General features: G+C 40.2%; 11 protein-coding genes. 4 read left to right on the forward strand and 7 right to left on the reverse strand.

Features of this window, described 5'->3' with window-relative positions:
* Positions 1 to 3: 3 nt before the first annotated feature.
* From NR125_RS03450 to NR125_RS03465, 4 genes are all read right to left on the reverse strand, one after another.
* Positions 4 to 1350: a dihydrolipoamide acetyltransferase family protein gene (locus NR125_RS03450; RefSeq protein ID WP_071160299.1), complete on the reverse strand. Its 1347-nt coding sequence runs from the start codon at positions 1348 to 1350 to the stop codon at positions 4 to 6.
* Positions 1351 to 1437: 87 nt separating this feature from the next.
* Positions 1438 to 2415: an alpha-ketoacid dehydrogenase subunit beta gene (locus NR125_RS03455; RefSeq protein ID WP_071160301.1), complete on the reverse strand. Its 978-nt coding sequence runs from the start codon at positions 2413 to 2415 to the stop codon at positions 1438 to 1440.
* Between the two features lie 3 nt (positions 2416 to 2418).
* Complete coding sequence (gene pdhA, locus NR125_RS03460; protein WP_009330982.1) at positions 2419 to 3534, reverse strand: pyruvate dehydrogenase (acetyl-transferring) E1 component subunit alpha; 1116 nt, start codon at positions 3532 to 3534, stop codon at positions 2419 to 2421.
* A gap of 602 nt (positions 3535 to 4136) precedes the next feature.
* The gene (locus tag NR125_RS03465; protein WP_019381672.1) at positions 4137 to 4805 is read right to left on the reverse strand and encodes a YkyA family protein; all 669 of its coding nucleotides are present in this window, start codon (positions 4803 to 4805) and stop codon (positions 4137 to 4139) included.
* A 264-nt stretch (positions 4806 to 5069) separates the two neighbouring features.
* Here NR125_RS03465 and NR125_RS03470 point away from each other — a divergent pair, with 264 nt between their 5' ends.
* Positions 5070 to 5204 (forward strand): YjcZ family sporulation protein, encoded by a 135-nt coding sequence (locus NR125_RS03470; RefSeq protein ID WP_083390603.1) that lies wholly within the window; start codon positions 5070 to 5072, stop codon positions 5202 to 5204.
* 170 nt (positions 5205 to 5374) lie between these two features.
* Positions 5375 to 5926: a peptide deformylase gene (gene def / locus NR125_RS03475; RefSeq protein WP_071160303.1), complete on the forward strand. Its 552-nt coding sequence runs from the start codon at positions 5375 to 5377 to the stop codon at positions 5924 to 5926.
* Between the two features lie 67 nt (positions 5927 to 5993).
* Here the strand turns inward: def and NR125_RS03480 are convergent, their stop codons facing one another.
* Positions 5994 to 6770, reverse strand: coding sequence for a Cof-type HAD-IIB family hydrolase (locus NR125_RS03480; RefSeq protein WP_071160305.1), 777 nt, complete (start codon positions 6768 to 6770; stop codon positions 5994 to 5996).
* 614 nt (positions 6771 to 7384) lie between these two features.
* On the opposite strand from NR125_RS03480, the gene NR125_RS03485 reads away from it, so the two are divergent.
* Complete coding sequence (locus tag NR125_RS03485; RefSeq protein ID WP_009330986.1) at positions 7385 to 7597, forward strand: DNA-dependent RNA polymerase subunit epsilon; 213 nt, start codon at positions 7385 to 7387, stop codon at positions 7595 to 7597.
* A 3-nt stretch (positions 7598 to 7600) separates the two neighbouring features.
* On the forward strand, positions 7601 to 9268 hold the full coding sequence (rnjA, locus tag NR125_RS03490; protein WP_009330987.1) for a ribonuclease J1: 1668 nt from the start codon (positions 7601 to 7603) through the stop codon (positions 9266 to 9268).
* 91 nt (positions 9269 to 9359) lie between these two features.
* Here rnjA and NR125_RS03495 read toward each other — a convergent pair whose 3' ends face one another.
* Complete coding sequence (locus NR125_RS03495; RefSeq protein WP_009330988.1) at positions 9360 to 10019, reverse strand: potassium channel family protein; 660 nt, start codon at positions 10017 to 10019, stop codon at positions 9360 to 9362.
* 133 nt (positions 10020 to 10152) lie between these two features.
* Positions 10153 to 11976, reverse strand: a complete 1824-nt coding sequence (locus NR125_RS03500) for an ABC transporter ATP-binding protein (protein ID WP_009330989.1) — start codon at positions 11974 to 11976, stop codon at positions 10153 to 10155.
* Positions 11977 to 11986 lie beyond the last annotated feature (10 nt).

The following is an 11986-nucleotide window of genomic DNA, read 5'->3' on the forward strand; positions in this document are numbered from 1 at the left end:
TTATTACGCCTCCATTAACAATAGTTCTGGATCGTTCAGTAAACGCTTGATGTGATTTAATGCATTTTGTGCAGTTGCTCCATCAATAATTCTGTGGTCAAAGCTTAGTGACAATGCCAATACTGGAGCAGCAACAATTTCTCCGTCCTTCACTACTGGCTTTTCAGCAATACGGCCAATTCCAAGAATGGCAACCTCAGGATGATTGATTACCGGAGTAAACCATTGACCGCCGGCAGAACCAATATTTGTAATTGTGCATGAAGCACCCTTCATTTCATCTGGAGCAAGCTTGCCATCACGGGCTTTACCAGCCAGCTCATTGATTTCATTAGAAATGGCAAATGTCGACTTGCGGTCTGCATCCTTAACAACTGGCACAAGTAGACCTTTTTCAGTATCCGCTGCAATACCGATGTTGTAGTAATGCTTATGGATGATTTCACCTGCTGCATCATCAATTGAAGTGTTTAGAGCTGGGAATTCACGCAATGCACTTGTTAATGCTTTTACCACATAAGGAAGGAATGTAAGCTTAATTCCTTTATTAGCTGCAACTTCTTTAAACTTCTTGCGGTGTGCAACAAGTTTCGTAACATCAATTTCATCCATTAATGTTACGTGTGGAGCTGTCTGCTTAGAGTTTACCATAGCTTTTGCAATTGCTTTACGGATTCCGCTCATTTTCTCGCGAGTTTCTGGATATTGTCCAGCAGGAATCGCCTGTGCAGCTGCGGGTGCAGTTTCTTTTGCTTCAGCTTTTGGTGCGTCTTCTTTAGCAGTGGCTTCAGCAGCTTTTGCTCCGCCATTCAGGAATGCATCAATATCATCTTTCTGGATGCGTCCATTTTTGCCGCTTCCAGCTACCTGGCGAATATCTACACCTTTGTCACGAGCGTATTTTCTAACAGACGGCATAGCAATAATACGGCGATTAGGATCTACTTCCGTCTCAGAAATAACTACTCCTTCTTTTGGTGCATCTTGAGCAGGAGCTTCTTCCTTCTTCAAATCCTGGCCAGCTTCAGCAGTTGCCTGAACTTGCGCTTCTGTTTTTTCTTCTTTAGGAGCCTCATCTTCATGATCTCCCTTGAATTTAAGGTCTTCATAACCAGGAGCATCAAAAGTAATCAATACTTGACCTACAGTTGCAACTGTACCTTCTTCAACAAGGATTTCTTCAACTTTACCTTTAACTGGGGAAGGAATCTCAACAACCGCTTTATCGTTTTGAACTTCACAAAGCACGTCATCTTCTTGTACTTCGTCACCTGGCTTTACAAACCACTTGACGATTTCACCTTCATGGATACCTTCACCGATATCAGGCAATCTAAATTGGAATGCCAATGGAATTCACCCTCCTATTATTTCGATCGTTCATTATAAAACACGTCAGGGGGATATTTTCCCCCTTGTGTCATCAGTTATATGCGATTAAAATTCAAGAACTTTTTTAGCTGTTTCAATAACATCTTTATAGTTTGGAAGCCAAACAGTTTCAGCTTGCGGGAAAGCAAAAACAGTATCTGGAGCAGCTACACGCAGAACTGGTGCTTCCAGGCTGAGAATAGCACGATCATTGATTTCTGCAACGACACTTGCTGCAATACCAGCCTGCTTTTGTGCTTCTTGAACAACAATTGCTCTTCCTGTCTTTTCAACAGAAGCAATAATTGTTTCAATATCAAGAGGAGCAACTGTACGCAAGTCAATAACTTCTGCAGATTTTCCTTCTTTTTCAAGCTCTTCAGCCGCTTTTAGAGATTCATGAACCATTGCTCCGTAAGTCACAATAGTCAGGTCAGAACCTTCACGTTTAACTTCTGCTTTACCAAGAGGAATTGTATATTCTTCTTCAGGCACTTCCTGACGGAAAGAACGGTACAATTTCATATGCTCAAGGAAGATAACAGGATCGTTATCGCGAATTGCAGAGATAAGCAGTCCCTTTGCATCATAAGGAGTTGACGGAATTACAACCTTTAGCCCAGGCTGTTGAGCCATTAAGCCTTCCAGGCTGTCAGCATGCATTTCAGGAGTATGTACCCCTCCCCCGAATGGTGAACGGATTGTAACCGGTGAATTATATCTTCCGCCTGAACGGTAACGCATGCGTGCCAGCTGGCCGGAAATAGAATCCATTACTTCATAGACGAATCCAAAGAATTGGATTTCAGGCACCGGACGGTAGCCTTGTAAACCAAGACCGACTGCCAGACCGCCGATTCCGGATTCAGCTAGAGGTGTATCAAATACACGCTCTTCGCCGAACTCTTTTTGTAGGCCTTCGGTAGCACGGAAAACGCCGCCGTTTACGCCCACATCTTCACCGAATACCAATACATTCGGATCGTTGCGCAATTCTGTGCGAAGAGCATCAGTAATTGCCTGAATCATTGTCATTTGCGCCATGGCTTACTTCGACTCCTTTTCTTTGTATATTTCATACTGCTCTTTTAGGTTATAAGGCATTTCTTCATACATAATGTTCATAAGGTCAGTAACCTTTTGTTTAGGTGTATCATCAGCCTTTTTAATAGCTTCTTTAATATCTTCTTTTGCTTGTTCAATTACTTCGTTTTCCATGTCTTCATTCCAGATGCCCTTATCCTCAAGGAACTTGCGGAAACGAACAAGCGGATCTTTCTTTTCCCATTCATTATCCAGGTCAGAAGTACGGTAACGCGTTGGATCGTCACCGGCCATTGTGTGTGGTCCGTAGCGGTAAGTCAAAGTTTCGATTAGTGTAGGACCTTCACCATTCAATGCACGTTCACGCGCTTCGCGAACAGCTGCATAGACAGCAAGAGGATCCATACCATCAACCTGAATTCCAGGAATTCCGGCAGCCACTGCTTTTTGTGCAATTGTTTTTGCTGCTGATTGTTTTTCTACTGGAGTAGAGATTGCAAAGCGGTTATTCTGAACAATGAAGATAGCAGGTGCTTTGAATGCTCCTGCAAAGTTGATGCCTTCATAGAAGTCACCTTGTGAAGCACCGCCGTCTCCAGTATAAGTGATGGCAACTTTCTTTTCGCCGCGCTTCTTCATTCCAAGGGCAACCCCTGCAGTCTGAATATATTGAGCTCCAATGATAATCTGAGGTGAAATGACATTTACACCTTCAGGGATGTTTCCGCCTTCAAAGTGTCCGCGGGACCATAGGAAAGCCTGGTATAACGGAAGGCCATGCCAAATGATTTGAGGAACATCACGATATCCTGGAAGAATGAAATCTTCTTTCTCCAATGCAAAATGAGATGCTAGCTGAGAAGCTTCCTGTCCGGCAGTAGGAGCATAGAAGCCCAAGCGGCCTTGTCTGTTAAGTGAAATGGATCGCTGATCAAGAATGCGAGTATAAACCATACGGCGCATTAATTCCTGAAGCTGCTCGTCGCTTAAGTCAGGCATTGCTGATTCATTAACAACCTTGCCTTCTTCGTTTAAAATTTGTAGAGTTTGGAACTGTTCTTCAACTGTTTCGAGCTGTTTTTTAGCATCGAATTGTGCCTTCTTTGTTTTAGAAGCCATATCAGTCACCCTTTCCTTTCATAAAAAGACGTTTATAGAGTTTTATACACAAAATTTAGGTTACCCAAAACGAAGCCATATTAGATACTCTTTCCAAAGGCAAAAAGTTTTCTCTTTCCGGCATGTTTTATTAAGCATCTCTAAAAAGCAGAACATTCGTTTCTGCCATATGCATACTTTTAAATAGTGTTCCACAGATCACTTCTAAAAAAACGTCTTTCTGTTCATCTTTAACTATCATATTCTGTATCAATTTATTTTGCAACATAATTGATACAGAATTAATTACGAGATTTAGTTTAATACACCTTCAAGACCTTAGTCAATTACCTTGCTTTTTGTTTTTCACAGTTTCCATACTTTTTATATTTTTTATTGATAATCAAAACTGTATTATCGACTGAATCGCATCTGTACTATAAAAAACTATTATATTTCGATGTGTTATAGTAAAGAAAACCCTCCCGTCATTATTTTAAAATAAAAAGTACCGCCCTCAAAAAGAAAGCGGATTCATCCCGAGCGCCGTTTCCTCTCATTCAATTGCTTTTAAGAATAGCAAAAGCAAAAAAATGCCTGGCATTAATATGCCGGCATTAATATTATCCTTCTGTTTTTATTTCAAGTCCTGCTTCTTTATAGAAATCCAGTTTGGCTTCGTTATACTCTTTTGTTTTTTCATTGAACTGTTTATTTGAAGCCAGTATCTTTTCATACATATCATTTATTTTGCTCACTTGGCCTTCCAGCTGTTCTAGAGTAAGATCCTCCTTTTTAAACATGGCATACAACTCTTCATCTAATTGAGTCGCTTTAGAATAATCCTTGTAAAGAGCGTCATGGATTTTATACCTTTCCATCATGATCTCATACAGCTCTTTAGCTTTATCTTTCAATTTTTGATCCTCTATCTCCTCTATGGTCGGAGATAATGTCTCAAATTCTTTTTTCGACGCCTGGATGCTTTCCTGCTCTTTCTCCATGTGAGCTACCCGCTGATCCACAATGGCGGAAGCTTCATCAGACAACTTTTTAATTTCCTCGAAATCCTTCATTCCCAGGTTGATAATTTTATCGTATAATTCCTTTTCTCTTTTCTCCAGCTTCACGAGCGGTTCCTGCTGCTTTTCAAAATCCTTTTCTTTAGCTACAACACTCTCCAGCACATCATATATTTTTTCCTCGGGATCCGGACTGTTCATACAGCCTGTGAGGATGAAAGCCCCTATGATAAAAACAAGCAGCAGTCTACTTTTGTTCAAAATCAACACCTTGAAACCTCCTTACTTATAACATTTTTAACTATAAAGGTACCTGCCCGGTTTGACAATAGCCCTTTGGTTTGACACTCTTCGCATCATTGCAGAAGCTTGTCCTCATTACAAGTATAATTTAAATCTATTCACTCCATTTTTCCTTTATGACTTGGGCATAGGCCTACACCAAACATCATTAGAAACATAGGCTATATTAATCGTCCGATGCGGCAATTCAAAAAAATGGACGATAATCTTACTTTAGGGAGGTTATCCTTCATGTACGGATATGGCGGTTACGGTTTGGGATGCGGATATCCAGCAGCAGGAGCCGGCTGCGGCAGAGGTTTTGCGTTAATAGTAGTATTATTCATTCTCTTAATCATAGTTGGCTGCGCTTGCTGGAAGTTTTAATTATTTGGGAAGGTGCCAAAGGCGCCTTCTCTTATTAACTTTTTTGCCCCGCTCTGATAGACTGAATATAATTAAATAGACTCATGGTTTTTTTTGGCAATTTCATTTGATCTTCTTGCCAATAATTTAGCCATATTTCTATTCTTTATTACTTAGCGGGAGTGATAATCATGCTGAGCATGAAAGATATTATTCGCGACGGCCATCCAACTTTAAGGAAAATTGCCGCGGAAGTGAACATGCCACCATCTGCAGAAGAAATCCAAATCTTAAAAGAAATGATGGAATATGTAAAAAACAGCCAGGATCCAGAGCTTTCTGCAAAATATGGCTTAAGGGCAGGTATTGGTTTAGCTGCTCCTCAAATTAATGTTTCCAGGCGGATGATCGCTGTTCATGTAACCTATAACCAGGATCTATACAGTTATGCTCTCTTCAACCCTAAGATCATTAGCCATTCTGTGCAGCTTTCTTATCTGGCTGAAGGAGAAGGCTGTTTATCTGTTGATGAATCCATACCCGGTTTTGTACCCAGATATGCAAAAGTGACAGTAAAAGGTACCGATTTGCAGGGCAATGAAGTAAAACTCAGGCTCAAAGGGCTGCCAGCTATTGTATTTCAGCACGAAATTGATCATCTGAACGGAATCATGTTTTACGATCACATCAATAAACAAAATCCGTTTCATCCAATTGAAAATGCAATTGCTATAGAGCGGTAGCTTGCTGATCCATAGCATGACAAAAGGAAAGCCTCCAGCTAATTACTCGGATGCTTTCCTTCATTTCCTATATTAATTGAAGTTCCTTTAGCCCCTTCCAAATTCCTTCATCGTCAACACCGGAGGTTACATGGTCTGCAGCCTTCTTAACCACATCTTCTGCGTTGCCCATTGCTATTCCGGTTCCTACAGCGTTTAGCATCTCTATATCATTTAGTCCATCTCCAAACGCGTATACATCCTTCAAATCAAACCCAAGCCTTTTTATCATTTGTTTTATTCCCTCAGCTTTAGAACCGCCTGCAGGCAAAACATCAACGGAGTATGGATGCCATCTGATAAAGCCAAAATCAGGATATATAGAAGAAGAAATATACTTTTCCTCATCTTTTTCCTCGCAGAACAGGAGCGATTGATATAATTCCCTTCCGCTGTAAAACTCACGATCTTCCTCAGGATGCGGAAACTTTAAGCTGCCCATGCTTTTTTCAATAAATGCATGGTGGTGTACTGTGGATTTCATCGTTTTCTCATTCATAAACACCAATGGATGCCCATTTGACTGTGCATGAAGATATAGCTTTTCAATCTCAGATGATTTAAGAGGATTACGATAAATGGGTTCGTTTTCGAATACTACATATTGGCCATTAAAGCTGACAAATGAATCAATATCAAGTTCTCTGCGAAGACTTTCAAACATGAAAGGCGCCCTGCCGGTGGCAATTGCCACGAAAGTTCCGTTCTTTTTCAGCTTGCCTATTGCCTCTCTCGTACTGTCCGGCAAGTTTTTATCGTGATCCAATAAGGTCCCATCTATATCAAAGAAAACAATCTTTTTCATTTTAAAATTAACTTCCTTTCAAGCGTTTTTTTACTGGCTGCTATGACATGATTTATCGTAATAAAACACTAAACCCATAAAGTTAAAAAGTCAATTTCCATGCTATTAACAGACAACATTTCCATTTTTACCCATGAGAGATTTAACTATTTTACCATATAATATAATTAAGAAAAGCAGATGCGCCTGCCCAGCCCCTTGACAACTCAAGGGGGTAGGCTCCCTGCGCTAGACAGTTATTAAAAGAGACCTCATTATTTACAAAAATCTGTTTAAAACGTCCTTGCTGCCTTTACTTTGGACAAGGATCGTTTAAAATAGAAAGTAAGGAGTTGATCCACTATGTTAAAGAAGCTGAGAAAGAAGCTTTTAAAACAGTGGAATGAAATGCTTCGAAAAAAATCAATTGCCTGACAAATTTGAGCCCTTCAAACTTGCGAAGGGCTCCTTCCTTATTGTAAATTGGTTATCAGTATACTTTTTTACATAGATTCGGGAGCATATTAGCACTGAGAAGAATTTATTATTCATATCCGGCAGGAAAAAACATGTAATACATGTTATTATTTTATATATTAGATAAAAGTTTTTTATCGGATTAAGGAGAGATAGAAATGATTTTCAAGGTATATTATCAGGATTCTAAGACAGAGGTACCGGTTAGAGAAAAAACAAAAACCATTTTTGTGGAAGGCGATTCTGAGAGAGACGTTCGCTTAAAGCTGGCTGACCGCAACTATAATATTGAATTTGTAACATCTGTCCAAGGAGAATTCCTGGAATACGAAAGACAAAATGAAGACTTTAAAGTATTGGAGATTGAGTAATTTATGAAATTTGTTAAAAATGATCAAACAGCCGTTTTTGCCCTGGGCGGACTGGGTGAAATCGGAAAAAATACTTACGCTGTCCAATTCCAGGATGAAATTATCCTGATTGATGCTGGAATTAAATTCCCTGAGGACGAGCTTCTTGGAATCGATTATGTTATTCCTGATTACACTTACTTAGTGAAAAATGAAGATAAGATTAAGGGATTATTTATCACTCATGGGCACGAAGACCATATCGGTGGAATTCCATATCTCCTAAGAGAAGTTAACATCCCTGTCTACGGCGGAAAGCTGGCCCTTGGCCTACTAAGAAATAAACTTGAAGAACACGGACTCTTGAGACAAACCACTCTTCATGAAATCAAGGAAGACGATATCATTAAGTTCCGGAAAACTTCCGTGACTTTTTTCCGGACGACTCACAGTATCCCTGATTCATATGGCATCGTTGTTAAAACGCCGCCTGGACAAGTTGTTCACACTGGGGACTTCAAATTCGACTTCACTCCTGTGGGAGAGCCGGCCAACTTGACAAAAATGGCTGAAATCGGAAAGGAAGGCGTCCTTTGTCTGCTTTCTGACAGCACAAACAGTGAAATACCTGAATTCACCATGTCTGAACGCCGAGTTGGCGACAGCATACATGACATCTTCCGCAAAGTTGAAGGACGGATTATCTTTGCCACTTTCGCTTCTAATATTCACCGTCTTCAGCAGGTGACTGAAGCGGCCGTCACGAATGGCCGAAAGATTGCTGTTTTTGGAAGAAGCATGGAAGCAGCTATAAATATTGGACAGGAATTGGGTTATATTCAGGCACCAAAAGACACCTTTATTGATGCGCATCAAATTAATAGACTTCCAGCCAACCAGGTGACAATCCTATGTACAGGAAGCCAGGGAGAGCCAATGGCAGCCCTATCAAGAATTGCTAACGGAACGCATCGCCAGATCCAAATCATTCCTGGCGACACTGTTGTATTCTCTTCCTCACCCATTCCCGGGAACACAATTAGTGTCAGCAGAACTATTGACAGACTTTCCCGTGCAGGTGCAGAAGTCATTTATGGCAAATTAAGCGATATTCATACATCCGGTCATGGCGGCCAGGAAGAACAAAAACTAATGCTTCGTTTAATTAAGCCGAAATTCTTCATGCCGATTCATGGTGAATACAGAATGCAGAAAATGCATGCCAAATTAGCTGTGGATTGTGGAGTAGATGAAGAAAACTGCTTCATCATGGATAATGGTGAAGTCCTGGCCCTGAGCGAAGATTCTGCTCAAGTAGCAGGTAAAATACCGTCTGGTTCTGTTTATATTGACGGAAGCGGAATTGGTGATATCGGAAATATAGTTTTACGGGACCGCCGCATTCTATCTGAAGAAGGTTTAGTGGTTGTCGTAGTGAGCATCAATATGAAGGATTTCAAAATTGCTGCTGGCCCTGACTTAATTTCCCGCGGATTCGTCTACATGAGGGAATCCGGAGATTTAATCAATGATGCACAGGCACTCATTACAAAACACTTAAGCAAAGTTATGGAACGCAGAACAACTCAATGGTCAGAAATCAAGAATGAAATCACTGACACACTTGCACCCTTCCTTTATGAAAAAACAAAGCGCCGTCCAATGATTTTACCGATTATCATGGAAGTTTAATAACCTTCATGGGCTCGTGTGGATCGATAATGTATTTAGTATAAGAAAAAAAGGCTGTATCTCTCTAGTAAGAGATACAGCCTTTTTCAAATTAAGACATCACTTTCTTTTCAAAACGGTTGATATCTACGTCTGCTCCAATAACTATAAGGATGTCGTCAAATTGTATTTTTTCATTCGCCTGCGGAGACACAATAATTTCATTTTTTCTTTTGATGGCAACAATGTTGATTCCGTACTTTGCACGGATATCAAGATCAATAATGCTATGGCCAGCAAGTTTTTCATTAGCAACAATTTCTACTATGCTATGCTCATCTGATAGTTCCAGATAATCCAGAACATTATTTGAAACGATACTATGGGCTATTCTTCTGCCCATATCCCGTTCAGGATGAACAACATGATCTGCCCCTATTTTCCTCAATACCTTTGCATGATAATCATTTTGAGCTTTAACCGTAATTTTTTTAACTCCTACCTCTTTTAAAATTAAAGTCGTCAGGATGGAGGCTTGAATATTATCGCCAATTGCTACGATAACATGGTCAAAATTGCGTATTCCCAAACTCTTGATAACGGATTCATCCGTGGTATCGCCAACCACTGCGTGTGAAGCGATTTTCGCGAATTCGTTCACCCGGTCTTCATTTACATCAATCGCCATTACTTCCATTCCTTCTTCAGCCAGAGCATGGCAGATGCTTCCTCCAAAACGTCCAAGTCCGATAACAGCAAATTCTTTCTTCATCCTATCTTCCCCCAGCATAGTTAGCAATATAGACAATAATACCATATTAGCATAAACAGAAGTATAGCTATTAGATATTCCTTCCTGATAAAATAAAACCTCCGCTCGGACGCTCGGAGGTTATTTTGTTCATTCACATTGCATCAAGCATATTGAATTGTGCTTTTACCAAATGATAATATTCACCTTTTGCATTCATTAATTCTTCATGATTTCCTTTTTCTAAAATATTTCCATGATCGAGCACAAAGATTTGATCGGATTCACGGATTGTGGATAGCCTATGGGCAATAATAATGGCCGTTCTTCCCTTTAAGAGTGTTTTTAAAGCCTGCTGGATTTTGACCTCTGTCTCAGTGTCAATACTGGCAGTAGCTTCATCTAGTATAAGAATACGAGGGTCTGCAAGTAAAGCACGGGCAAAGGAGAGGAGCTGCCTCTCACCCACCGATAATATATTTCCTCTTTCCTCCACTTCCGTCTCGTATCCCTTTGAAAGTTTTGCAATAAACCCATGTGCACCAACAGCTTTGGCTGCTTCCACTACTTCTTCATCAGTTGCATCAGGTCTGCCAAAACGGATGTTATCATAGATTGTTCCGGAAAATATGAAAGTGTCCTGCAGCACCACACTGATTTGCTTGCGCAAACTTGATAAGGATACATCCTTCAGGTCATAGCCATCTATTTTTACAGAACCTCCCGAAGGATCATAAAAGCGGCTGATTAAATTTGCTATGGTCGTTTTACCTGATCCTGTATGCCCCACAAGCGCCGCGGTTTGCCCTGCTTTTATCTCAAGGCAAACCCCATTTAAGGCTGTTCTTTTTTCATCATAGGAAAATGTGACATTCTCAAATTCAATCTTCCCTTTTATCTCCTGTAAATGAAATGCATCGTTCCTTTCTGATACGATTGGTTTCTCATCAAGAAACTCAAAGATTCGTTCAGAGGAAGCCATTCCCATGAGAAGCTGGTTATAAACCATTCCAAGACGGGAAATAGGCTCCCAGAACATCCCTAAATAAAAGGCAAAAGAAACAAATACACCGATTGAGATTGACCCATCCTGAATCAGATGTGCCCCAAACCAAATCAGTACAGCGGTACCCAGGGCATTGGTCAATTCAACCAGCGGCCTGAACATTGCATTTTTCTGAGATGCATTTCTCCAGCTTTCAAAGTTCTCAGTATTCACACCATCAAAGAATGCCATATTCTCTTTTTCCTGTGTAAAAGACTGGGTAATCCTTATCCCCTGAATGCTTTCATTTAAGTGAGAATTCAATTTGGATTGTTTTAACCGGACCGTTTGCCACGATCTACGGATATTTCTGCGCAAGCTGGTCGAGATAAAAAACATGATGGGCAAAATGACCATGATTGCCAGAGTCAGTTCTGGGCTTAGTGTAAATAAAATAATAAAAATCCCTGCCAGCATAATCAGATCCATCAGCAGATTTATGACCCCATTGGTAAACAGCTCCTGAAGCGAATTTATGTCATTCATAATCCTTACCAGTATGGATCCTGCTGAACGCTGATCAAAAAAACGATGCGAAAGCGTCTGTACGTGTGTAAATAAATGTTTCCGAAGATCATAAATTACACTTTGGCCAAGCTTATTCATCCATTTTATCCTGTAATAGTTTGCAGCATATGAAATGGTATAGAGTACTGCAATCACTGAAACCAGAATGGCGAGCAGCCTGCCGTCCTTTTCAATCAAAGCTTTATCTAACGTATACACACCGATTAAGATGGGAATTATAAGCCTGACTGCTGTATTTATTAATACCATAATAATTGAGAGCGGAAGTAAATTTTTTCTGTATGGCTCCATATAACTGAATAAGCGCAGCATTTGCTTCCAGTTAAAAGGCTTCTCAATAATTTCGTCGGCTGAGTATTGAAATCTATTTAACACATTTTCATTTTTTGTTTTATTTTTTTTCAAGGAGGCACCT

The sequence above is a fragment of the Cytobacillus sp. Bac17 genome (genome assembly GCF_024519925.1).
GTDB classification, from domain to species: Bacteria; Bacillota; Bacilli; order Bacillales; family Cytobacillaceae; genus Cytobacillus; species Cytobacillus pseudoceanisediminis.

Bases quoted from the DNA above. Each gene is read 5' to 3' on its own strand.
- rnjA (WP_009330987.1), top strand. From the start codon at position 7,601: ATGAAATTTGTTAAAAATGATCAAACAGCCGTTTTTGCCCTGGGCGGA.
- NR125_RS03470 (WP_083390603.1), top strand. From the start codon at position 5,070: ATGTACGGATATGGCGGTTACGGTTTGGGATGCGGATATCCAGCAGCA.
- NR125_RS03485 (WP_009330986.1), top strand. From the start codon at position 7,385: ATGATTTTCAAGGTATATTATCAGGATTCTAAGACAGAGGTACCGGTT.
- NR125_RS03480 (WP_071160305.1), bottom strand. From the start codon at position 6,770: ATGAAAAAGATTGTTTTCTTTGATATAGATGGGACCTTATTGGATCAC.
- pdhA (WP_009330982.1), bottom strand. From the start codon at position 3,534: ATGGCTTCTAAAACAAAGAAGGCACAATTCGATGCTAAAAAACAGCTC.
- def (WP_071160303.1), top strand. From the start codon at position 5,375: ATGCTGAGCATGAAAGATATTATTCGCGACGGCCATCCAACTTTAAGG.
- NR125_RS03455 (WP_071160301.1), bottom strand. From the start codon at position 2,415: ATGGCGCAAATGACAATGATTCAGGCAATTACTGATGCTCTTCGCACA.
- NR125_RS03495 (WP_009330988.1), bottom strand. From the start codon at position 10,019: ATGAAGAAAGAATTTGCTGTTATCGGACTTGGACGTTTTGGAGGAAGC.